The organism is Streptomyces sp. NPDC001933 (genome assembly GCF_042890955.1).
GTDB lineage: Bacteria > Actinomycetota > Actinomycetes > Streptomycetales > Streptomycetaceae > Streptomyces.
In genome coordinates this window covers 535,993-558,851 of record NZ_JBIASS010000003.1, presented here as the reverse complement: position 1 = coordinate 558,851, position 22,859 = coordinate 535,993, and the positions used below count along the sequence as shown (strand labels likewise).

Here is a 22,859-nt window from a genome sequence, read left to right as displayed (position 1 = left end):
CGTAACCGACGGGCAATCACCGACTGCATGAGGTTGTCATGTACCGCTCCTACCGTCCGGTCCGTACCCGCACACCGGACGACGGACGGGAAGTCACCGATGACGGACACAGCCACACCGAAAGCGGCCGGGGCCATCCCGGCCGGGGCCGACACCCCGGCCGGCCCCGGCGCCCCGGCCCCGGCCCGCAGTTACGCGAAGCTCGCCGCCGACGAGAGCCGCGAGGACTACTCCCTCCGCTACGCGCCGCACTCCTTCCGGCGCTGGTCGCCGGCCACGGTGGCGGGCACCGCACTCGGCGGGATCGCCTACCTCGCCGACTTCGCGATCGGCGCCTCGATCGTCTTCACCTACGGCTTCACCAGCGGACTCGCCTCGATCCTCACCGCCGCGACGATCATCTTCCTCACCGGCGTACCGATCGCGCGGGCCTGCGCGAAGTACGGCCTGGACATGGACCTGGTCACCCGTGGCGCGGGCTTCGGATACTTCGGCTCGACGCTCACCTCGCTGATCTACGCGTCCTTCACCTTCATCTTCTTCGCCCTCGAAGGCTCGATCATGGCGCAGGCCATGCACCAGGCCGTCGGGCTCCCGGTCGAGGCCGGATACCTGCTGACCACACTCATCGTCATCCCGATCGTCTTCCGGGGCATGGGGGCGCTCGCCAAGGTGCAGGCGTGGACCCAGCCGGTCTGGATCATCGGCATGGTGCTGCCGTTCGTCGTGCTCGCCTTCGAAGCCCCCGACGCCTGGGGCGCGTTCGGCTCCTTCGGCGGCACCGAGGGCGCGGGGTCCGGGTTCTCCTGGATCGGCTTCGGGCTGGGCACGGGCGTCGCGCTCTCGCTCATCGCGCAGATCGGTGAGCAGGCCGACTACCTGCGCTTCATGCCGGCGCGGACGGAGGCCAACAAGCGGCGCTGGAACCTCGCGGTGCTCGCCGCGGGGCCGGGCTGGGTCGTCATCGGGGCCGCGAAGCAGATCGGCGGCGCGCTGCTCGCCTTCGTCGCGCTGGAGGCCGTCGGCAGGACGCACGCGCTGGAGCCGATCGCACCGCAGATCGAGGCGCTGCGACCCTGGCTCGGCTCGTTCGCGCTGCCCGCGGCGGCGGTCTTCGTGATCGTCTCGCAGATCAAGATCAATGTGACCAACGCCTACAGCGGTTCGCTGTCCTGGTCGAACTTCTTCTCCCGGATCACCCATCGGCATCCGGGCCGGGTCTGGTACATCTTCCTCAATCTCTCCATCGCGCTCACGCTGATGGAGATGAACATGTTCGCCGCCCTCAACAAGCTGCTGGGCTTCTACTCGAACGTGGGCATCGCCTGGATCGCCGCCGTCGCCACCGACCTGGTCGTCAACAAGCGGATCGGGCTGAGCCCGCGGTACATCGAGTTCAAACGGGCCTATCTGTACGCGGTGAACCCGGCCGGATTCGGCGCGATGGTGATCGCCTCGACCGTCTCGATCCTGGCGTTCTTCGGGCTCTTCGGCCGTTACGCCGAAGCCTTCTCGACCTTCATCGCGGCCGGACTGGCGTCGACGCTCTGCCCGTTGATCGCCTGGGCGACGAAGGGGAAGTACTACCTGGCGCGGCCCAACCCGGTGAACGGTCCGGGCGCCGAGGTCGCGGACATCACCGCCACCCACACCTGCGCGGTCTGCGAGACCGCCTACGAGCTGCCGGACATCGCCGACTGCCCCGTGCGGTCCGGGCCGATCTGCTCGCTGTGCTGCTCGCTGGACGCGGAGTGCGGGGACGTCTGCCGCAAGCAGCCGTCGGCCGGCCCCGTCCTGATGCCGGTGCCGACGGTGCGCGCGGCGGCGCCGGAGGCGGGATAGCACGGGACGGCGGCGGGGGAGGCCACCGGCGCAGGGGGCGCATCCGGCCGGGTGCGCCCCCTCTTGCTGACCGGATCGGTACCTCTTTGTGTAAATACGTATCCGTTGAGTGAAGGTCAGGCGTACGCTCGGGCATATGCGTACCGCGGTTTCCTGGGGATCTTTACTGACGTGCACGCCGTTCGAGGGAGGGGCGCAATGCTCGGGAGGGACACGATGAGCGACAGCGGTGCCGTGCTCCCGTGGCTGGTGATAAGGCAGGACGACAACGGCAATCGCTATCGCGTCGGCAGATATGCCACGCAGGGCGAGGCCCAGAAGATCGCCGACAAGCTCGATGAGCACGGCCACAAGCAGCTCTACTGGGTGGAGCGCGCGGAGCAGAGCGCGCGGCCCTAGGGCGCGAGGAGTGCGGCGGGGCGGGCGATCGCGCTCCGGCGCATGACCGTGCCCGCGTTCACCCGCCCGTATCCGGAGGTTCTAGGGTCCTGTCCGACGGGGTTGCGCGAGAGCGAAGGCGGAGTGATGTCGGTCCTGATCGACACGGTGGCATGGGTGCGGGTGGAGAACGGCAGGATTCTCTGCGCGCGGCCACGGGGGAAGGACGTCTTCTACATCCCCGGTGGCAAGCGGGAGGGTCAGGAGACCGACCTGCAGACCCTGCTGCGCGAGGTCGAGGAGGAGCTGGCCGTGGCCATCCTGCCCGCGACCGTGTCCCACATGGGTACGTACGAGGCGCAGGCGCACGGTCATCCGGACGGGGTGGTCGTGCGCATGAGCTGTTACGCCGGCGAGTATCAGGGAACGCTGACCGTCAGCAGCGAGATCGAGGAGATGGAGTGGTTCTCCTACGCCGACCGGCCGCTCGTCCCGCCGGTCGACCAGCTACTCTTCGACGACCTCAAGGCCTCGGGCGCGCTGGCCTGAACAGGGCGGAGGCAGCAGCGGAGTTGGCCCGTACGGCCGGGCTCCCGGCGTCGGCAGGCGGGGGCAGGCGCCAAGGCGGCAGCGCGCGCCCGTCGCCTTGTGCGCCCCCTCTCCCCGGGTGCATCCGTTCGTGCGCACGGCCGTACACCCGTACGCCCCACGTGTCGGCCCCGGCGATAGTTCACCCCAAATATCGGGTATGTGCTGAATAGCCCTTGTAAACAGGGCGTTCTCCGCTGCTGGTCTTGGGAAGTGATCGGCGTGATCGACAGTGAAGGCGACTGCGCCGAGTGGACCTTTCCGGCTGAGCCGGGCGCCGTGCGATCCGCACGGCATGCGGTCCATGGGGCGTTGACCGCCTGGGGGCTCGATGCCGCCGTCGGGGATTTGACAGTTCTGCTGGTCAGCGAGTTGGTCACCAACTCGATGCGCTATACATCGGGGCCCATCGGCGTACGCCTGGTGCGCCCTCATCCCAACGGGGACGCCCCCTCCGCCCATCCGGGACTGCTCGTGGAAGTCTCCGATCCGCTTCCGGATCCGCCCACCGAACGTATGGCGGGACCGGAGGACGAAGGGGGCAGGGGGCTGCAGCTGGTGGCGTGTTCCGCCCGCCGCTGGGGGACCCGGCGGGGAAAGACCGGCAAGACCGTGTGGTTCGAGCTGGCCCTGCCTGGTTAGGAGTGGGGTGGGACGGACAGCGATCACCAGAGGTCGGCCAGAACCTGGCTGAAAGGGACTGAGACCGTGCTGTGATCGTGAACGCCGTGTCGGTTGGGGCCGGAGTACTGAATACTGCGGGCATGACCGGTCCGGTGTGTGAGCTGGAGGGGACGGTCGCGTGAGCGAAATACCTGGGACAGCGGGCGACATCGTGTGGCAGAGCAGCCCGCCTGGCTCGATCTACGACTACATCAGGGTCGCCTCCTTCTCGATCGGCCCCGATGGCCTGATCGAGCAGTGGAGCCGCCGGGCCGCCGGCCTCTTCGGCATTGCCGCGGACAGGGCGGTCGGCATGGACCCGGTCGAGGCATTCATGCCCGCCGAACTGCGCACGGACGGCCGCCGCAGGGTCGGCGAGATCCTCGACGGCCGGGAGTGGACGGGCCTCGTCCCCTTCCGCATACCGGGCGAGGATGCCGTGCAGGGGCTCGCCGAGATCTATGTGATGCCGAGCGAGACGGAGAGCGGGGAACGGGCCGCGCTCTGCATCGTCGTGGACGTCCGGGCACTGCGCCACATCGAGACGGACCTTGCCGCGTCCCAGGCGATATTCGGCCAATCACCCTTCGGCTTCGTGCTGTTCGGTACGGACCTCTCGGTGATCCGCGCCAACCAGCGCTTCGCCACCGTCTTCGGCGGCCGGGCCGAGGACCACCGCGGCCGCACGGTCGACGACTATCTCTCCGGCACCGAGGCCGACCGGCTCACCGTCACCATCCAGCGCGTACTGGAGACCGGAACGTCCGTCACCGATCTCCAGATCGTCGGCACCGCCCCCGGCGCCGGCAGCCGCCACTGGTCGATGAACCTCTACCGTGTGCACAGCGGATCCGGCCGCCCCATCGGCGTCGCCGGACTGGCCACCGATGTCACCCGCAGGCACATCGCCGCCCGCGAGGCCGCCAGCGCCCGCCGTAACCTCGCCCTGCTCAACGAGGCCAGCGCCCGGATCGGCAACTCCCTCGACCTGGAGACCACCGCCCGCGAACTCCTCGACGTCGCCGTCCCCGGCTTCTGCGACCTCGCCTCCGTCGACCTCTACCAGGGGCTGCTCACCGGCGACGACGCACCGCCCGGCAGTTGGGATTCGCTCCGTCAGGAATCCGTCGGCGGCTCCGCCGAACTGCGCCGCGTCGCCCTGGCCAGCGCGGTGGCGGACGTCCTGCCCGACACCGCCGCGGAGACCGGCTCGCCCGAGCTGGGCTCCGTACACCGCTTCTCGTTCAACTCGCCGTGCGCCATCGCCCTGCGCACCGGCCAGGTCGAGGACGTGCCCGGCGACGACCGGGGCTTCGTCCAGTCCACGCTCGCCGTGCCGATGGTCGCCCACGACACGGTGGTCGGTCTCGTGCAGTTCTCCCGCACCAAGGGCAGCGAACCCTTCGGCGAGCGGGACCGGGCCCTGGCCACCGAACTCGCCGCCCGCGCCGCGGTCTGCATCGACAACGCCCGCCTCTACCGGCGCGAGCACGAACGCGCCCTGATACTCCAGCGCAGCCTCCTGCCGCCCGGCGACCCGGTGGCCGCCGGCCTCGACATCGCCTGCCGCTACCTGCCCGGCAACACGGCCACCGAGGTCGGCGGCGACTGGTTCGACGTGATCGAGCTCCCCGGCCACCGCACCGCCCTCGTCGTCGGCGACGTCATGGGCCGCGGACTGCGCGCCGCCGTAGCCATGGGCGAACTGCGCACCGCCGTACGGACCCTGGCCCTGCTGGACCTGGAACCCGCCGAGGTGCTCTCCGCGCTCGACGAGGTCGCCCGCGGACTCGGCACCCCCGGCACGTCCGGCGGTTCTCAGTGGCCCTCGCGGGCCGCCCACAAGTCCCGGGAGGCGGACCTCTCCGAGGTCTACCTGGCGACCTGCGTGTACGCGGTCTACGACCCGGTCACCCGGCGCTGCACCTTCGCCAACGCGGGCCACCTCCCGCCCGCCGTGGTCGAACCGGGCGAGGCCGCCCTGCTGCTCGACGTGCCGCCCGGCATGCCGCTCGGCGTCGGCGGCGAACCCTTCGAGGAGGTCGAGGTCGAACTGAAGGAGGGCTCGCTGCTCGCCCTCTACACGGACGGGCTCGTCGAGTCCCGCGACCACCCGCTCGACGAAGGCCTCGAAGCCCTGCGCGCCGCGCTCGTCGAGCCGGAACGGCCGATCGAGGACGTCTGCGACCACGTGCTGAGCACCCTGGAAACCGGGCACGGCGAGGACGACATCGCCCTGCTGGTGGCCCGTATCCAGGGACTGCCGGCCGACGCGGTCGGCGACTGGCGGCTGCCCCGCGAACCCCGCTCCGTGGGCCGGGCCCGCGCACTGGCCCGCGGCCGGCTGCTCGACTGGGGCCTGGACGACCTGGTGGACACCACCGAACTGCTGGTCAGCGAGCTGGTCACCAACGCCCTGCGGTACGGGGAGGGCGAGATAAGGCTCAGGCTGCTGCGCGATCGCACCCTCGTCTGCGAGGTGTGGGACGCCGGACTCGTCCAGCCACGGCGGCGGCGGGCCCGCGACACCGACGAGGGCGGGCGCGGGCTCCAGCTGGTCGGGCTGCTGAGCGTGGCCTGGGGGTCCAGGCGGACCCCGCGCGGCAAGACCGTCTGGTTCGAGCTGGCCCTGCCCGACGGGGCGCCGGCCGCCGAACTCTCCGTGGAGCAGCTGCTGAGCATGTACTGACCGGCCGCCGGGCGGGCCCCGGGCCGACAGGTCTCAGGCCGACTTCAGCGCGGCCAGCCGGGCATCGATCTCGGCGCTGTCGCCCAGGCCGTCCAGCTGCTCGAACTGGGCGTCCAGCGACGAGGCGGCCAGCTCCTGCTTGCCCAGCGCCTTCGCCTCCTCGCGCCGCACCTTGTCCTCGAACCGGCTGAGCTCACTGGTCGGGTCGAGGACGTCGATGCTCTTGACGGAGTCCATCATCCGGTTCTGCGCCTCGGCGGACTTGGCACGGGCCACCAGCTCGTCCCGCTTGGCCTTCAGCTCCGACAGCTTGGTCTTCATCTGGTCCAGGCCGGACTTCAGCCTGTCCACCACCTCGGTCTGCGCGGCGATGACCGGCTCCGCCGTCCCCGCCTCCTTCTCCGACCGGAGCTGACGGCCGAGCGCCACCTTGGCCAGGTTGTCGAACCTGTCCGCCTCCGCCCCGGACCCGGCCGCCCGCAGCTCGTCGGCCTTGCGGCTCGCGGCGAGCGCCTTGCCGCCCCACTCCTTCGCCGCGTCCACGTCCTCCTGGTGGTCCTGTTCCATCAGCCGCAGATTGCCGATGGTCGTGGCGACCGCCTGCTCGGCCTCCGAGATGTTGGCCGTGTACTCGCGGATCAGCTGGTCCAGCATCTTCTGCGGGTCCTCCGCCTGATCGAGCAGCGCGTTGATGTTGGCCTTCGCCAGCTGGGTGACGCGGCCGAGAATGGTCTGCTTGGTCATGGAACTCTCTCCTTGTGCGCGTGGGTCTCTCCGGGGCCCGCGGTGGGTCTCTCCGGGGGATCGATCCCTGTGGATGAAGCGAAACTGCGGATGAAGCCTCGGGGCAGGCCCGCGGCCGGGTCAGAAACGGCCGCCGCCACCGCGCCGGCCCCGGGTGCCCCCGCCGCCGAAGCTGCCCGGACCGGCGGCCCCGCCGTGCCCCCCGCCGCCGAACCCCCCGCCGTGGACGCCGCCGCCGCGCCCGCCCCCGCCGCCCAGGAGGCCGCCGAGGATGATGCCGCCGAGCACCGCGCCGCCGACCCCGCCGCCCGTCCCGCGCGCACCGCCCGGACCGTTCCGGCTCCCGTACGCGCGCACATCCTGTTCGGCCAGGCTCCGGGCCTGCCCGGCCAGCGAATCCGCCTGCTGCGCCTCGGCCAGCGCCCCCTGCGGATCCTTCGATCCGGCCAGCTCGCGCGACCGGTCGAGACGCCGCTGGGCCTCCGCCAGCCGGGTCCGGGCCTGGCTGCCCACAGCTCCCCGGTTCGTGGTGATGAAGTCGGCCGCCGCCGCGATCGCCGAACGCGCCGTGAGCACCGCCCCGTCCAGCAGCGAGAGGGCCCGCCGGTCGCCCTGATCCCGTTCGCGGACACCGGCCAGCGCCGCGTCGAGCGCCGCGTCCGCCTCCTCCACCCTGCGCAGCGCGTCGATCGGGTCGTACGGCCCGGCCAGCATCCGGGCCCGCACATCGCCGAGCACCGACTTCGCGCGGGCGATCCGGCCCCGCAGATCGGCGGTCGGCGCACCGTCCCCGGCACCTTCGAGCAGCCCGCCCGCATCGGCCAGATCGGTCTCCGTCTCGGTGAGGGCGGCGGGCAGCCGCCCCGCCGCCTCCGCGAGTTCCCGGCTCCGCCGCTCCACCGCGTCGACGAGGGTGGTCGCCTGGTCGACGGCGCCCTCGGTGGCCCGGATGTACACCGCCGCCGCGGAGTTGTTGGTGCTGTCCACCGACTGCCGGCCCCGGTTGAGGCTCGACGTGGCGAAGACGAGCCGGTCCTTGGCCTGCTCGATGTCGCCGGCGACGGCGGCGAAGGCCGACTCCGCGTACTCCTCGCGCATCGTGTTCAGGGTGGCCTCGGCCGCGGCGACCCGTCCGGCGAGCGCCCGGAACGCGGTCTCGGCCGTGGCCAGGGCCTGCGGGGCGTCGCGTTCCAGGGCGCGCAGCCGGTCGAAGTCCTCGGACACGGCGTCCAGCCGGGCGCCCGCGTCCGCGCAGCGGCCGATGATCTCGTCCAGCATCCGGCGCCTGGTCGCCTCGTCCTCGGGAATGGCGTCGTCCAGGCGCTGACGCAGCCGGAACGCCGCCATCAGCTCGCCCTTCGCGTGGCCGACGGCCTCCGTGAACGGGGCCGCCGCCTCCTCGCCGAACTGGGCGGTGGCGAACCCCAGTTCCTCCTCGCTGGTGCGGACCGCGTCGTCGGTGTCCACCAGCGCCTCCTTCGCGCGAGCGTCCAGCTCAGGCAGCGGCTCCGGCGGCTGCGGCGACCCGTCCGGTCCGGCGGAGGCGGGGCCCCAGCCCTTCGCGCCGGGCGTGGTGCGGGTCGTGGTGCGCCGCCTGCGCCGGGTGTACGCGTAGGCGGCCAGCGCCGCCGCCCCGCCGACGACGACCACCGGGAGGATCAGGTCAGCGGTGCTGGTCCCGCCGGATTCACCGGTTCCGGGGTCGGCGGCGCCGGGGGTGATGGCCGGGGTGGGCACGGGCTTTCCGGCCAGTACGGCGGAGTACCCGTTTGCCGCGCCGATCGCCGCGCCGGCCCAGTCGTGCTCCCTGAGCGCGGGCTCGATCGCGGTGCTCGCCACGTCCTGGAGCTGGGCGTCGGTGAGGCGGGAGCCCTGTTCGACGGTGTACGCGTACTGCCGGTCGTGGGTGGCGACGGCGAGCAGGACGTCCTCGCGGCCGAGGCCGTTGCGGTCGGCCGTGGCATCGGCCCAGCTCTGCGGGGACCGCCCGGAGAAGTCCCGTACGTACACGACGAAGAGCTGTACGCGGCGGTCCGCGTACAGCCGGTCGAGTGCGGCCCGCACCTGGTCCCTGCGGTCCCCGAGCGCCCCCACCTTGTCGGTGATCTGACCGTCCTGGGACAGCGTGACGGGATCGTCGGCGCGGGCTGTCGGAGCTGAGGGAAGGGCCGGTACTGCGGAAAAAGCCGGTACTGCGGGAAGGGCCGGCCAGCACACCGCCATCAGCGCGGTGAGCAGGGCCCGGCCCGGTATGGAGGTCCGGGTACGGCTCACGGGCGGCGTCACATTTGTGAGGCTATGTCCACTCTCTGTCACCCGCGACCCGGCGACCGGGCCCGCCATCGGTGTCCGGGCGGTGCGTCATGATGCCCTACTACAGCGACGGCACACCGACACACAGGGGGATACGGACGTGCTCACGGGGATCAGACGCGGGGCCGGGCGGATACGCGAACGGGCGGCCCGGTTCCGCTGGACCTGGCCCAGAAGGATCGCGCTGGGGGTGGTCCTGGCGATCGTGGTGCCGGTCCTCACCGCGGGCATCGCCCTGCGGCTCAACTACTCCGGCGACCCGGGCGACGACACCCGCACCCGGGGCCGCGACGCCATCTGGCTCGGCCACGCCTGGGTCGACGGGCGCAAGGACGACGCCGACCTCGCCGCGTTCGCCGACCGGATCGAGGGGACGGGGATCAAGGACCTGTACGTCCACGCCGGGCCGCTGGAGCACGACGGCACCCTGCCCGCCGACCGCTACCCCCGGGCCCGGTGGCTGATCGACACCGTGCACCGCACCCTGCCCGGCATCCGGGTCCAGGCATGGCTCGGCGACGTGCTGGCCACCGAGGGGCCCGACGGGCTGCGCCTGGAGCGGGCCGAGTCCCGTACCGCCGTGGTCGCCTCGGCCCGGCAGATCCTGGACGCCGGGTTCGACGGCGTCCACTTCGACCTGGAGCCGCTGCACTCCGGCGACCGCCACTACCTCTCGCTCCTGGACGACCTGCGCGCGCTCACGAGGCCGCGCAAGGCACAGCTGTCGGTCGCCGCCCACCAGATCGACCCGCTGCCCTCGGCGCACCGGGTGATCGGCGTGGTCAGCGGCGGCAGCCAGAAGTGGTGGTCGCAGAAGTTCTTCGGCCAGGTCGCGCGCCGGGTCGACCAGATCGCCGTCATGTCGTACGACACCTGGATGCCCCTGGAGGGGCTGTTCGGCGGCTATGTCGCCCAGCAGACGGCGCTCGCCCTCGAAGTGACGCCGAAGGACACCGATCTGCTGATGGGACTGCCGTTCTTCCACGAGGACGACCTCGGACACCACGAGTCGGCCGAGACGGTCGCGGCCGCGGTCCGGGGCACCAGGCTGGGCCTGGGGCGCACCGACCGCGGCCGCGAACGGTTCGGGGTCGCGCTCTACGTCGACTTCGCCGCGCGGGAGGGCGACTGGTCGGCGTACCGTGCGGGCTGGAACTGAGCGGACCGCGAACGGCACGGACCGGAGCCGCGCGGTCAGGAACCGAGCGGTCAGGAACCGAGCGGATCCGAGCTGAGCGACGGCATACCGGGCCGGGGCCGGGCCCCGAGCTCTCCGCCCCGGACCGGTACGCCGCCACGTTTCGGATGGCCAGGACGGCCAGGACGGCTCAGATGGAGAACCGCTCCTTGGCGAGCAGCGGCCGCACCTTGGACTGGAACCCGCCGGTGCGGAACGGCCGTTGCAGCAGGCCGGGGCGGATCGCCTGGGCCAGCGCCGCGGCGATCATGCCTTGGTCGAGCGCGAGGAGGTAGTCGCTGACCCGGCCGGTGCCGACGTTGACGGAGTCCCGGAAGCCGTACCCGGCGTGGTACGCGCCGAAGTCGCGGTCGAGTGCGCGCAGGTTGGCGATCGCCTCGTCCGGCGCGTACGGCAGCGCGAGGAAGGAGGCGTGCGGGGTGACCACACCGTTGGTGAACGCCGAGGCGGGCGGCAGCGGTTCGCCGTCCTTGGTGTACGTACGGTCGGTGTTGGAGGCGTAGCCGTCGATCTGCATGCCGATCGCGTCGACGCCGTACTCCTGGTAGCCGCCCTCGGGGATGTTGGCGGGGGAGAAGCCCCAGTACCCGTACCCCGCCTCCTCCGTCCCGTGCTCGATCTGGCTGCGGACGTAGCGGCGGTGGTTGAGGCCCCAGGACCTCGGCGACCACTCCGCCTCCGGCACGAACAGCGGCACCATCAGTGCCTCGAACATCGACCCGCCCCAGGTGGGCACGATCTTCCGGCCGCGATGTGTGTAGTGCCCCTGCCAGACCCGTACTCCGTCCATGGCGACGTAACTGCCCTGCGGGTACTGCTCCTGCCCGTGCTCGGGCAGCATCGTGCGCAGCAGGTGCCAGTAGTGGTCGGCGGGCAGCGAGCCGTCCGCGATGCCCAGGTAACTTGCCATCCGGGGCTCGGTGTTGAGCGCGCCGTAGTGGTGTCCGGTGGGCTCCTCGGTGTCGGTCCAGAACCCGCCGCGCAGCTGGCCGGGGCCGGCTACCGGGTCGGCCGGGTCGTACGGCGTGTAGTAGTACGACCAGTCGGCGGTCGCCAGGATGCGGGCGATACGGGGGCGCAGCGCGGGCGCGGCGTCGGCGGCGATGCGCAGTCCGGTGACCAGCCAGGCGTTGTCGACGGAGGAGAGGAACGGGCGGACCGGGTCACCGGTGCCGGGCCACTCGGTGAGGACCGAACCGTCGTGCGCGTCGTACCAGTTGAGCCAGAAGCCGTGGTGGCGCTCCAGCTTCTCGACGGCCCGCACGGTGTGCTCCAGCCGTCGGCGCATCGTGTCGTCGTCGATCACCCCGAGCCCGGCGGCGGCCACCGTCGACCAGAGGCCGCAGCCGATGTTGGTGGGGGAGGTCTGACGCGACTGGACGGGGGCGCCGGGCTTGCTGACATCGATCTTGTCGACGGCGAGACCGAAGTCGGTCGTCATGGCCTCGATCGACCGGTACGTGTCGCGGAACCAGCGCAGCAGCAGCGGTGCGTGCGAGCCGCGCACGGGCCGGTCGGCGGCGCCCGCCGGGGGCGCGGCCACGGTTCCCAGCGACAGGGCGGCGGCCCCTGTTCCCGCTGCGGTGAGAAACGTACGACGATTCATCAGAATCCTTCGAAGAAGAGCCACCGACTGTGGGCGGTGGACGGATTTCGTTCGTCGGTCGTGATTGCAGGCGCGGGGCGCCGTGCCTCGTACGGCACCGGCGTGCGCCGCCGCTCGTGAGCAGGGCAGGACACGAGCGGCGCCGTACGCGGGCACAGGGCCCGAAAGGCCCTGCTGTACGGGAACCGGCGTCCGTCAGGTGCCGCCGGTTCCCGTACGGGCGGGAGCCGTCAGGTGGCTCCCGGTCGGGGGGAGCCGACATCGGTCGGCTCGGGAGAGCCGAGGCCGGTCGGCTCGGGTGGCCGACGTCAGTCGGCGATGCGCGGCAGGGCGCGGGTGCGGCCCATCTCGCCCAGCCAGACGGCGGACGGCTTGGGCAGCCGCTCGAAGGTCTCCGGGTCCCAGCCGATCAGGCCGAAGGTGGGCTTGTAGGAGCCCCACTCGTAGTTGTCGAGCGCGCTCCAGGCCAGGTAGCCCTGGATGTTCAGGCCGTCCTGGATCGCGGAGGCGACCTCGTTCAGGGCGCCGGTGTAGTAGTCGACGCGGCGGCTGTCGTCGTCGGTGGCGATGCCGTTCTCGGTGACGATCAGCGGGATGCCGTTGCCCAGGACCTCGGCGGTGTGGCGCAGCGCGTAGCCGACGGCAGAGGGGTAGTACTCCCACTGCGTGAGGGTGCGCTCGACGCCCTCGGCGGTGGGTATCGGGCCGTCGGTGCCGATCTTGGTCCGGGTGTAGGACTGCACACCGATCCAGTCGTCGCCGCGGGCGGCCTCGATGAAGACGTCCTCGCGGGGGTGACGGTAGGCCGCGGTGACCTCCTCGGCGCCGGGCAGGGCCTGGTAGACCTGGTTGGCGATGGTCCAGCCGACCTGGATGTCCGGGTTGATCGCCCGGACCTCTTTGACGGCCGCGTGGTGCGCGGCGATGACGGCCTCGGTGGTCTCGTCGTCGGGGGTCGGCAGCCCGGCCGGCGGAAAGCTGTTGTCGCCCCGCTTGGCCTGGCCGGCCATGACGGCGATCATGTTCGGCTCGTTGATGGTGCAGACGTGGCTGACGCCCTCGGCGATCACCGGCGCGCAGGCCGCGACGTAACGCGCGAAGAGCTCGGTCGCACCCTCGGCGGTCCAGCCGCCGCGCGCCTCGAACCACTGCGGCACGGTGAAGTGGTGCAGGGTGATCATGGGGCGCAGGCCGCGCTCGATGGCGCCCTCGACCATGCGGCGGTAGTGGGCGAGTTCGGCCCGGGAGAACCGGCCCTCGGCCGGCTCGATGCGCGCCCACTCGATGGAGAACCGGTAGTCGGTGAAGCCCAGACCGGCCAGCACGTCCATGTCCTCGTGCCAGCGGTGGTAGCTGTCGCAGGCGTCCAGGCTGGGCTCCTGGATGTGGGTGCCCGCGGCGTGCTCCTTGACCCACCAGTCGCTGTTGGTGTTGTTGCCCTCGATCTGGTGGGCGGCCGTGGAGGCGCCCCACAGGAAGTTTTCGGGGAACGGGACCTGGGTGTGCGTCATCGCAAACTGTCTCTCTGGTGATGAAGGGGTGTGGCCGACGGAGTGTGGGGCCGTGGCCTCGTACGTTTCGGTGGGGCTGCCGGGACCGGCCCTACTTCATGCCGGCGGTGGCGATGCCCTGGGTGAAGTGCCGCTGGAGCGCGATGAACAGGATCAAGACGGGCAGGACGACCAGCAGGGAGCCGGCCATCAGCATGCCGTTGGAGCCGCCCGCCTTGTTGGGGTCGGTGGCGAAGGTGGCCAGGGCGACCGGCAGGGTGTACTTGTCGGGGTCGTTGGTCGCGATGAGCGGCCAGACGAAGTTGTTCCAGGAGCCCAGGAACGTGAAGATCGAGAGCGTCGCCAGTGCGGGCTTCACCAGCGGCATCACGATGCGCCAGAAGATGTACCACTCACCGGCGCCGTCCATCCGGGCCGCTTCCAGCAGCTCGTCCGGGATCGACTGCATGAACTGCCGCATCAGGAAGACCCCGAAGGCCCCGGCGGCGAACGGCAGCACCAGACCGGCGTACGAGTCGATCAGATGCAACTTGCTCATCAGCACGAACAGCGGCAGCAGCATCAGGTTGCCGGGCACCATCAGGGCGCCGAGAACCAGACCGAAGATCTTGTTGCGGCCGGCGAAGTTCAGCTTGGCCAGGGCGTACCCGAGCATCGAGCAGAACACCAGGTTCGAGACGGTGACCAGCACCGCCACGATCACCGAGTTCATGAAGTACAGCGGCAGATCCAGCTTGTCGAGCAGCTCCCGGAAGTTCTCCAGGGTCCACTCGGTCGGGATCCACACGGGCGGGCTGGCCGTCAGTTCCTGCGGCGTCTTGAAGGCCGAGAGGGCCATCCACAGGAACGGCGCCGACATGATCAGCAGGCCGACCGACAGCAGGACGTAGATGAGGACGCGCTTCGGGTTGCGGGCCTTCTTCACCCTGGACGGCGGTGTGTCGCCGGGCTGCTTGGACGGCGCCGTCGAGACGGCGCCCGGTGCACTGGTGGCGCTCATTTCGTGTTGTCCTTCAGCAGTCGGAGCTGGAGCACCGTGATGCCCATGATCACCACGAAGAGGACATACGCCATGGCGCTCGCATAGCCCATGTGGAAGAAGTTGAAGCCCTCGCGGTACATGTTCAGCGAGACGGTGAGCGTGGAGTCCGAGGGACCGCCCTGGGTCATCACGAACGGCTCCTCGAAGACGTTGAGGTAACCGATGGTCGTGATCACCGTGGCGTAGAGCAGCGTGGGCCGCAGCAGCGGCACGGTGATGCCCCTGAACTCCTGCCAGGCACCGGCGCCGTCCAGCCGCGCCGCCTCCCGCACCTCGGTGGGGATGGCCTGCAGACCGGCGATGAAGAGCACCATGACCGTGCCGAGGTTGCGCCAGACCGCCATCGCGATCATCGACGGCATGGCGAGCGTCTCGGAGCCCAGGAAGTCGGGCGAGGTGAGGCCCACTTCGGAGAAGAGCCCCGCGACGAGCCCGTCGCTCGGGTCGAGCACGAACCGCCAGACCACGGCGACCGCGACGATGGTGGTGACCACCGGGGCGTAGAAGCCGACGCGGAAGAAGGTCCGCGCCCGGTCGATGCCGTTGTTCAGCAGTACGGCGACGACCAGTCCGAGTCCGATCGTCAGCGGGACGCCGACCACCACGAAGTACGCCGTGTTGAACAGCGACTTGAGGAACTTCTCGTCGCTGAACAGGTTGACGTAGTTCTCGAAGCCGATGAAGTTCGCGTCCAGCGGGTGCGTGACATTGCGCAGCCCGAAGTCGGTGAAGCTCATCGCCAGCGTGGCGAGGATCGGGAACGCCATGAAGACGAGGAAGAGGATGAGGAAGGGGGTGGAGAACAGCCAGCCGGCCAGGTTCTGCACGCCCATCGACTTGCCTCGGCCCCGGCGACCCGCGGGCCCGGTGGCCGGGGACTTGGAGGCCCCCGGCCCGGCCTGCGCCTTGGCCGACTCCGCGGCCTTTGCGGTCATGGTGCGCATGACTCCTACTTCGTCCGGCCTTCGATTACTTCAGAAGGCCTTCGATTTGGGACTGGGCCGTCTTGAGCGCGTCCTCGGCGGACGCCTTGCCCTGGGTGACCTTGGCGATGGCCTGGTCGACCTTGTCGGTGATCTCCGTCCAGTTGGACAGCGACGGGGACGACTTGGCGGTGTCCATCTGCTTCTTGAACACCTGGAGGTCGGCGTCGTCGGCGAGGTCGCCGGAGGTCCACGCGGAGGTGTTGGCCGGCAGGTCCTTGGTGCGCTTGTACCAGTCGGCCTGGCCCTTGGTGTCCGTCAGGTACTTGATGAACTCGGTGGCGGCGGCCTTGTGCTCGCTGTCCTTGGAGATCACCAGGGAGGAGCCGCCGGCCATGGAGGCGGAGGTCTTGTCGGCGGGCACGTTGGCCACCGCCCACTTGCCCTTGATCTGCGGCTGGCCCTCGTTCAGCAGGGTGACGTGCCAGGGGCCGCCGAAGAACATCGGGACGCGACCGTTGCCGAAGTCCTTCACGACGTCGTAGCCGGGCTGCACGGACTTGTTGGAGAGCCCCTTGTCGAAGTACGAGCCGTACTCCTTGAGCGCCTTGACGGCCTCGGGGCTGTCGATGACGGCCTCGCCCTTGTCGTTGACGATCTCGCCGCCGGCCGAGTACAGGAAGGAGTAGAAGTTCTGCACCGTGTCCAGGCCGCTGGGCTGGATGGACAGGCCCCACTTGGTCCCGGCCTTCTCCTGGTAGGCCGAGGCGAGGTCCTGCATCTCCTTCCAGTTGCTCGGAGCCTTGGTGACGCCGGCCTTCTCGGCCAGGTCGGTGCGGTAGTAGAGGACGCGGGTGTCGACGTACCACGGCACGCCGTACGCCTGGCCGTCCACCTCGCCCTGCTTCCAGCCGGACGGGAAGAAGTCCTTCTCGTCGAAGGTCTTGGTGTCGACCGGCTCCAGCACACCGAGCTCGGCGAACTCGCCCATGTAGCTGCCGCCCATCTGCGCCACGTCCGGCAGGGTGCCGGCGGCGGCCGCGGAGACCAGCTTCTGGTGGGCGACGTCCCAGCCGACCGGGGTCACTTTGACGGTGATGTTCGGGTTGGCCTTCTCGTAGACCTTGGCCACATCCGCGAGCTTCTCGCCCTCGGCCCCCATGGCCCAGACGGTGAGCGTCTGCTTCTTGTCCGCGGCGACGTCGTCGCCGGAGCTGCCGCAAGCGGTCAGGCCGAACGTGAGCGCGCCGGCGACAGCGATACCGATCGAGGCGTTTCTGGCGGTGCGGGGCATGGAGGGCTCCTCCTTGAGCAATCCTGATGTATGCGCTGCCTGTAAGCGCATACATCACTCTGCGGCAGACGTTCCGGAATCCGCAAGAGGGTGCTAGGTCACACTCGTGCAACGTGCTGGACATCTGAATGTTCAACTTGCACGGTAAGTATGCCAATTGCGAAATTGGGGGTGGTGTGACCGATTTCGCTACGGGCAGCCCTTGGCTGCCCGGATGATGATCAAGGGCTGTGCCGCCGGGGCCGGGCCCGTTACGGTCGTGTTCATGGCTTCGTTCGAACATGACTTCCCCTTCGATCCGGCATACGGCTACACGCTCCAGGACCTGCTGCGCGTCCCCGCTCCCGCCGCTCCGGACGATTTCGACGCCTTCTGGCGCGACCGCTACCAGGAGGCCCGCAAGGTCGGCACGGAGCCGGAGCTCGGCCCGGTGGAGGAGGAGCGGGACGGGGTGCGGATCCACGGTGTGACGTTCACCTCGGTGGGCGGGGCGCGGATCGGCGGCTGGGTGGCGCTGCCGGCCGAGGGGGCCGCGGAGTACGGATTCGTCATCGGGCACGGCTACGGCGGCCGGGACCAGTCGGGCCCCGACGTGCCGCTGCCGCTGCCCCGGGCCGCGGCGATCCTGCCGTGCGTACGGGGCATGGCGACGCGTGGCGTGCACCCGGGCATCCCGGGCGTGTCCAGCGCGCACGTGCTGCACGGCGTCGCCTCGCGCGACACGTATGTCATCGGCGAGTGCGTGGCGGACCTGTGGTGCGCGGCGTCGGCGCTGCACGAACTGGTGCCGGAGCTGGCGCCGGAGGAGGGCGGCCCCGGCCTCGGCTACCTCGGGGAGAGCTTCGGCGGCGGGCTGGGCGCACTCGCGCTGCCCTGGGACGACCGCTTCGGGGCCGCGCAGCTGACGGTGCCGACCTTCGGCAACCACCCCTTGCGGCTCACCCTGCAGTGCATCGGCAGCGGCGAGTCGGTGCGGGCCCACCACCGTGAGCACCCCGAGGTCACCGAGGTGCTGCCGTACTTCGACGCCGCCACGGCCGCGACGCGGCTGGAGATGCCCACCCTGGTGGCCGCGGCGCTCTTCGACCCCTCGGTGCCGCCGCCGGGGCAGTTCGCCGTGCACAACGCGCTGGCCGGCGAGCACGAGCTGCATGTGCTGGACGCGGGGCACTTCGAGTACGAGGGCACGGCGGCCGAGGTGGCGGAGCTCCGGGCGGCCCGGCAGCGGTTCTTCGGGGAGCGGCTGGGCCGGGCCCGATAGCCGGTACGGGGGCCGGCCCGGGCGGGCCGGTCCCCGTCAGCCGCAGCCGCAGCTGGCGCGGTGGATCAGTGACACCGGGAGCATCAGCGACACCGGCTCGCTGCCGCTGTCGCCCAGCCGCTGGACCAGCAACTCGACCGCCTGCTCGCCGAGTTGACGGATCGGCTGGCGTACGGTCGTCAGCGACGGCCGGACGATCCGGCTCAGCGGAATCCCGTCGAAGCCGGTCACCGCGATGTCCTCGGGCACCCGCACCCCGCGCCGCTCCAGCGCCCGCAGCGCGCCCACCGCCATCTGGTCGTTGGCGAAGAGCACCCCCTGCGGCCGTTCGCCGCCCCGGTCCAGCAGCGCCTCCGCGGCCCGCGCGCCCTCGGCCTGCGTCATCATCTCGGCCCGCAGATCGGGCGCGTCCGGCACCGGCAGCCCGGCGTCGCGGCACGCCTGCTGGAAACCGAGGAACCGCGCCTCGGCGTCCGGCGACCCGACCTCGCCGCCGACGAAGGCGAGCCTGCGCAGCCCGTGGTCCTCGATCAGGTGGCGGGCCAGTTCGCGCTCGCCGTCGGCGTTCGCGACGACGATGTGGTCGAGATGGTCGATCTCGCGGGGGCCGGCGATCATCACCACCGGAAGCCGGCGCGATATCACTTCGAGGTCCTCGGTCGGCACGGTCTGCGCCAGCACGGCGAAACCGTCGACCCGTCCCGCGACCTTCGCGACGAGGCTCTCCGGCCCGCCCTCCAGCGAGGCGGCGATCAGCAGCGCGTAACCGTGCCGCCGCGCCGCCCGCTCCATGCCGCGGATGATCTGGTCGGAGTAGAGCATCACCGCGTCGTCGGCGTCGCTGTCCGCCTCCGCGTCGGCCTCGGCGTCCGGGTCGGCGTAGTCGGGGAAGCAGAGGCCCAGCACCCCGGTGGTCCGGCTGGCCAGGCCGCGGGCGTTCCCGCTGGGTACGTAACCGAGCTGGCGGGCGGCTTCGAGGACCCGCTCACGGGTCTGGGCGCGTACCGAATCGGGGGTGCGGTAGACCCGCGAGACCGTGGCAATGGAGACGCCCGACCGCTCGGCGACGTCGTACACCGTGGGGGCGCTCACTCGACCGACCGTCCGCTTCTTGTTCCGTACCGAAGCACCTGCTGTTGCATGTACCGACCCTCTTCTGAAAGCGCATTCACCCTAGATCGCGGGCTGCGCGGCGGGCAAGACCGTCCAGAAGAATGACAGGTAACCTTGCAAGGTTGCCTGCGCATTTTTTAGGTTGAGGGCATGCCGGAACCGACTGGAACCACCCCTGCCGGGCGTCGCGCCGCTCCGTCCGCCGAACCGGACGCCGAGCAGCTGGCGACAGAGCTCACCGCCGTGGTCGGCCGGTTGCTGCGGCGGCTGCGCAGTACGTCCTCGGGGGGCCGTCTCACGCCGACGCAGCGCTCGGTGCTCGCCAGGCTGGACCTCGACGGGCCGGCCACCACGGCCGCGCTGGCCCGCGCGGAGTACGTGCGTCCGCAGTCCATGCGGCTGACTCTCGGCGCGCTGGAGAGTCAGGGGCTCGTCGAGCGGGCACCCGATCCGGCGGACGGCCGCAAGTCGGTGATGTCGCTCACGGAGTCCGGGGCCGCGACGCTCGCCGAGGCCCGGGCCGCCAAGCACGACTGGCTCGCCAGGGCCGTGGCGGCCGAGCTCGACGGCGCCGAGCGCCGCACCGTGGCCGAGGCCGTCGAGCTGATCGACCGGCTGACCGGGCACTGACGGCCGGCGCCGACCTCGACCTCCGGCTTCGCCGGGCCGGCGTCACCCAGGTCGTAGGCCGTCCTCACCGGCATCGCGACCGGCATCGGCGTCGAATCCACCGCCCGCGCGGCCCACGAGCACGGCTGCAACGTCACGATCGCCACGGACGCGGTCACCGACATGGACGCCGACGCCCACCGCAACAGCGTCGGGAGGATCTTCCCGCGCCTGGGCGAGACGGACACGACGGAGGCGATCATCGAGCTGCTCGGCTGATCACCGCGGCCGGCCGGTCCCCCTATTTCCAGGGGGCCGGCCGGTTTCTCGTCTCCCGGGGTCAGGCCGGCCCCCGTGCGGAGCGGCGGCCGGGGGCTCCGCCGCACGGGTGAGATTTCGGGCCTTCGCGCCGTGTCTGCGCCGCCTCCCGCGCGAGGGCGCCTTCAGTGGGTGGACGTAATCAGTGTGATCAACTGCATATGCCACCAGAAACGCACAATCTGGCACACCCGCGGACGGGTGGGTCGGGCCGGCCCCGGAGGTATCAGCCATGTCCCACGTCGGCGTCCCGAGGGGGGCGGCCCGAAAGCGCCGCTCCCTCGCGCTCCTCACGACAGGTGTGCTGACGCTCCCCGTGCTGGCCGGCTGCAGTTCCGGCGACAGCGGCGCGAGCGGTGCGACGGCCCCCCAGGACATCGCGGCCGCCGCCCGGAACCTGGTCGCCGAGGGCGGGACGGTCAACTGGGCCGTCGACGCCCTGCCCACCACGCTCAACGCCTTCCAGGCGGATGCCGACAGCACCACCACCCGGATCACCGGCGCGCTGCTGCCGACGCTCTTCCCGCTCGACGCCAAGGGCAGGCCGCAGCTGAACCCGGACTATCTGGACTCCGCGAAGGTGGTCGAGACCGAGCCCAGGCAGGTGGTGCTCTACCGGCTCAACCAGCAGGCGGTGTGGAGCGACGGCCGGGAGATCGGGGCCTCCGACTTCGTCGCCCAGTGGCGGGCGCTGAGCGGCAAGGACACGGCGTTCTGGACCGCCCGCAACGCCGGGTACGAACGCATCGAGAAAATCGAGCGGGGCGCCGACGACCTGGAGGTACGGGTCACCTTCGCCAAGCCGTACGCGGACTGGCGCTCGCTGTTCTCCCCGCTCTACCCGAAGGACGTGACCGGCTCCCCGGACGCCTTCAACGACGGGGCCCGGACCACCCTCAAGGCCACCGCGGGACCGTTCCGGCTGCGCGGTGTGGACAAGAAGACCGGCGAGGTGACGCTGGTCCGCAACCCGCGCTGGTGGGGGAGTCCGGCCAGGCTCGACTCGCTGGTCTTCCGGGCCGTGGCCCCGCAGAACCGGACCGAGGCCCTGGTCGCGGGCAAGGTCGACGTGGCCGACATCGACGCGGCGGCCGCCCACCGGATCGCGCAGGCGGCCGATGGCAAGGGCGCCGACGGGAAGCCGCTCGCCCAGGGACCCGGTGTACAGGGGCCTGTCGCGCAGGGCCCAGGCGCTCAGGAGGGCCCGGCCGCGGCCCTGCGTTCCTGGGCCGTCGTGCACGGCTCGGACGCCAAGGCGGCGGCCGCCGCCTTGGCCGCCAGGGAGAAGAACCGGGCCGCCGCCGCGGCGCACGCCACCGAGCAGGCCGGGCTGCGCGCCTACGCGGTGCGCAAGTCGCTGGAGCCCGCCTACACCCAGCTCGCGCTGAACGGCGAGTCCGGACCGCTCGCCGACGACCGGGTGCGGCGGGCGGTGGCCCGCGCGCTGAACCGTCAGGAGCTCGTCGACACCGTGCTGGGGCCGCTCGGCCTGCCCGCGCAGCCGCTCGGCAGCCACCTGGCGCTGGCCGGGCAGCCCGCGTACAAGGACAGCAGCGACGCACTCGGCGGCCAGGACACCGAGGAGGCACAGGCGCTGCTGGCCGACGCGGGCTGGACGCAGGAGGGCGCGGTCAAGAAGTCGGACGGCACCAAGGCGGGCAGCGAGGCGGGGAAGAAGGAGGCCGGGAAGAAGGACGCGGAGAAGAAGGACGCGGAAAAGCAGGGGACGAAGGCGGGCGCCGCGGACGGCAAGGCGGGCGACGGCGCAGGCAGGCGCGAGCCCGATGCCGACGACGGCCTCCACATCGGCGGCGACGACAACAAGCCCGGCGACGGCGAACCGGCGGGCGGCGCCACCCACGTACTCGCGCCCGCCCCCGCCGCCGCGTTCCACAGCTCCGCGCTGCTGCGCCAGGCCGGCCACCTCTCCGGGTCCGGCACGTCCGAGGACGTCCCCTCCAAGGTCGCCGCCCAGGACAAGCGGCCGGGCGGCGCCGTCGGCGCGTACGCCCCCGCGGGCACCGCGGCCCCCGCCCGGATGCCCGACGAGCGCCGCGGTTCGCTCGGCAAGGACGGCAAGCCGCTGACCCTGCGCTTCGTCCTGCCGTCCGGTCCCGGGTCGGAGCCGCTGCGCAGTGTCGGGGACAAGATCTCGGCGATGCTCGAAGCGGTCGGCATCCGTACGGAGATCACCAAGGTCCCCGACGAGAGCTACTTCAAGGACCACGTCGCCTCCGGCGCCTACGACCTGGCCCTGTACTCCTGGCCCGCGACCGCCTACCCGGCCACCGACGACCGCCCGATCTTCGCCAAGCCGGTGCCCGCCACCGACGGCTCGCTGCTGGTCGAGCAGAACTACACCCGTGTCGGCACCGACCACATCGACCAGCTCTTCGACCAGGCGCTCTCGGAGCTGGACGAAGACACCGCCCAGGACCTGATGAAGCAGGCCGACGCCCGGATCTGGGCCGCCGCCGGATCGATTCCGCTCTATCAGCGTCCGCAGCTGGTGGCGACGGACAGGAAGCTGGCGAACGTCGGCGCCTTCGGCTTCGGGGCGCCCCGCTACCAGGACATCGGTTTCAAGAAGCCGCAGGCCGCCGGAGCCCCGGCGAACAAGAAGAAGTAGCAGGTCAGAAGAGGACCCTAAGCTCAGAACTGGCTCAAATCCCTTGCCCGCGGGCTTGCCCTGCGGGCAAGGTCGTCGCTACCCGTTGACCCGGGTGGCCGCTCGATCCCCCCACCTCTGAGACCCCCCACCCCGGAG

18 protein-coding genes and 1 pseudogene are annotated in these 22,859 nt (G+C 71.1%); 10 read left to right on the top strand and 9 right to left on the bottom strand.

Features of this window, described 5'->3' with window-relative positions; genetic code table 11:
* Positions 1 to 99: 99 nt before the first annotated feature.
* Together ACFYY7_RS10290 and ACFYY7_RS10285 are read left to right on the top strand one after the other, a co-directional pair.
* Complete coding sequence (locus ACFYY7_RS10290; protein WP_388659406.1) at positions 100 to 1,842, top strand: purine-cytosine permease family protein; 1,743 nt, start codon at positions 100 to 102, stop codon at positions 1,840 to 1,842.
* 198 nt (positions 1,843 to 2,040) lie between these two features.
* Positions 2,041 to 2,241 carry an SPOR domain-containing protein gene (locus ACFYY7_RS10285; protein ID WP_266729935.1) on the top strand — a complete coding sequence of 67 codons (201 nt, stop codon included), beginning with the start codon at positions 2,041 to 2,043 and terminating at the stop codon, positions 2,239 to 2,241.
* Here ACFYY7_RS10285 and ACFYY7_RS10280 read toward each other — a convergent pair.
* Positions 2,238 to 2,387 (bottom strand): hypothetical protein, encoded by a 150-nt coding sequence (locus ACFYY7_RS10280; RefSeq protein ID WP_388659402.1) that lies wholly within the window; start codon positions 2,385 to 2,387, stop codon positions 2,238 to 2,240. The genes ACFYY7_RS10285 and ACFYY7_RS10280 overlap by 4 nt on opposite strands.
* Here ACFYY7_RS10280 and ACFYY7_RS10275 point away from each other — a divergent pair.
* From ACFYY7_RS10275 to ACFYY7_RS10265, 3 genes are all read left to right on the top strand, one after another.
* The gene (locus ACFYY7_RS10275; protein WP_388659400.1) at positions 2,368 to 2,769 is read left to right on the top strand and encodes an NUDIX domain-containing protein; all 402 of its coding nucleotides are present in this window, start codon (positions 2,368 to 2,370) and stop codon (positions 2,767 to 2,769) included. The two genes, ACFYY7_RS10280 and ACFYY7_RS10275, sit on opposite strands and share 20 nt — an antisense overlap.
* A gap of 252 nt (positions 2,770 to 3,021) precedes the next feature.
* Complete coding sequence (locus tag ACFYY7_RS10270) at positions 3,022 to 3,450, top strand: ATP-binding protein (protein WP_351260943.1); 429 nt, start codon at positions 3,022 to 3,024, stop codon at positions 3,448 to 3,450.
* A 193-nt stretch (positions 3,451 to 3,643) separates the two neighbouring features.
* On the top strand, positions 3,644 to 6,160 hold the full coding sequence (locus tag ACFYY7_RS10265) for a SpoIIE family protein phosphatase (RefSeq protein WP_388659789.1): 2,517 nt from the start codon (positions 3,644 to 3,646) through the stop codon (positions 6,158 to 6,160).
* Between the two features lie 33 nt (positions 6,161 to 6,193).
* Here ACFYY7_RS10265 and ACFYY7_RS10260 read toward each other — a convergent pair whose 3' ends face one another.
* Together ACFYY7_RS10260 and ACFYY7_RS10255 are read right to left on the bottom strand one after the other, a co-directional pair.
* Entirely contained in the window at positions 6,194 to 6,904 is a 711-nt protein-coding gene (locus ACFYY7_RS10260; protein ID WP_388659397.1) for a PspA/IM30 family protein, read from the bottom strand.
* A 120-nt stretch (positions 6,905 to 7,024) separates the two neighbouring features.
* A complete protein-coding gene (locus ACFYY7_RS10255) occupies positions 7,025 to 9,178 on the bottom strand; it encodes a TPM domain-containing protein (protein WP_388659786.1) in 2,154 nt (717 codons plus the stop codon).
* Between the two features lie 172 nt (positions 9,179 to 9,350).
* Here ACFYY7_RS10255 and ACFYY7_RS10250 point away from each other — a divergent pair, with 172 nt between their 5' ends.
* Positions 9,351 to 10,376 carry a hypothetical protein gene (locus tag ACFYY7_RS10250; protein WP_388659784.1) on the top strand — a complete coding sequence of 342 codons (1,026 nt, stop codon included), beginning with the start codon at positions 9,351 to 9,353 and terminating at the stop codon, positions 10,374 to 10,376.
* Between the two features lie 169 nt (positions 10,377 to 10,545).
* Here ACFYY7_RS10250 and ACFYY7_RS10245 read toward each other — a convergent pair whose 3' ends face one another.
* The 5 genes from ACFYY7_RS10245 to ACFYY7_RS10225 all read right to left on the bottom strand — a co-directional run bounded on the left by ACFYY7_RS10245 (position 10,546) and on the right by ACFYY7_RS10225 (position 16,791).
* The gene (locus tag ACFYY7_RS10245; protein ID WP_388659395.1) at positions 10,546 to 12,021 is read right to left on the bottom strand and encodes a glucoamylase family protein; all 1,476 of its coding nucleotides are present in this window, start codon (positions 12,019 to 12,021) and stop codon (positions 10,546 to 10,548) included.
* 308 nt (positions 12,022 to 12,329) lie between these two features.
* On the bottom strand, positions 12,330 to 13,532 hold the full coding sequence (locus ACFYY7_RS10240) for a glycoside hydrolase family 1 protein (protein WP_376318760.1): 1,203 nt from the start codon (positions 13,530 to 13,532) through the stop codon (positions 12,330 to 12,332).
* Between the two features lie 91 nt (positions 13,533 to 13,623).
* Positions 13,624 to 14,532: a carbohydrate ABC transporter permease gene (locus ACFYY7_RS10235; protein WP_388659392.1), complete on the bottom strand. Its 909-nt coding sequence runs from the start codon at positions 14,530 to 14,532 to the stop codon at positions 13,624 to 13,626.
* Positions 14,529 to 15,518: a carbohydrate ABC transporter permease gene (locus ACFYY7_RS10230; RefSeq protein ID WP_388659389.1), complete on the bottom strand. Its 990-nt coding sequence runs from the start codon at positions 15,516 to 15,518 to the stop codon at positions 14,529 to 14,531. Before ACFYY7_RS10230 ends, ACFYY7_RS10235 begins: the two co-directional genes overlap by 4 nt.
* 25 nt (positions 15,519 to 15,543) lie before the next feature.
* Complete coding sequence (locus tag ACFYY7_RS10225; protein ID WP_388659386.1) at positions 15,544 to 16,791, bottom strand: sugar ABC transporter substrate-binding protein; 1,248 nt, start codon at positions 16,789 to 16,791, stop codon at positions 15,544 to 15,546.
* A 265-nt stretch (positions 16,792 to 17,056) separates the two neighbouring features.
* Between ACFYY7_RS10225 and ACFYY7_RS10220 the strand changes: the two genes are divergently transcribed.
* Positions 17,057 to 18,052 (top strand): acetylxylan esterase, encoded by a 996-nt coding sequence (locus ACFYY7_RS10220; RefSeq protein ID WP_388659383.1) that lies wholly within the window; start codon positions 17,057 to 17,059, stop codon positions 18,050 to 18,052.
* A 36-nt stretch (positions 18,053 to 18,088) separates the two neighbouring features.
* Here the strand turns inward: ACFYY7_RS10220 and ACFYY7_RS10215 are convergent, their stop codons facing one another.
* Entirely contained in the window at positions 18,089 to 19,144 is a 1,056-nt protein-coding gene (locus ACFYY7_RS10215) for a LacI family DNA-binding transcriptional regulator (protein WP_388659380.1), read from the bottom strand.
* A gap of 171 nt (positions 19,145 to 19,315) precedes the next feature.
* Between ACFYY7_RS10215 and ACFYY7_RS10210 the strand changes: the two genes are divergently transcribed.
* The 3 genes and pseudogenes from ACFYY7_RS10210 (at position 19,316) to ACFYY7_RS10200 (ending at position 22,721) form a co-directional block, all read left to right on the top strand.
* A complete protein-coding gene (locus tag ACFYY7_RS10210; RefSeq protein ID WP_388659377.1) occupies positions 19,316 to 19,795 on the top strand; it encodes a MarR family winged helix-turn-helix transcriptional regulator in 480 nt (159 codons plus the stop codon).
* A 5-nt stretch (positions 19,796 to 19,800) separates the two neighbouring features.
* A pseudogene (locus tag ACFYY7_RS10205) lies at positions 19,801 to 20,053 on the top strand (isochorismatase family protein); the annotation flags it as partial.
* A 271-nt stretch (positions 20,054 to 20,324) separates the two neighbouring features.
* Positions 20,325 to 22,721, top strand: coding sequence for an ABC transporter family substrate-binding protein (locus ACFYY7_RS10200; protein WP_388659374.1), 2,397 nt, complete (start codon positions 20,325 to 20,327; stop codon positions 22,719 to 22,721).
* Positions 22,722 to 22,859 lie beyond the last annotated feature (138 nt).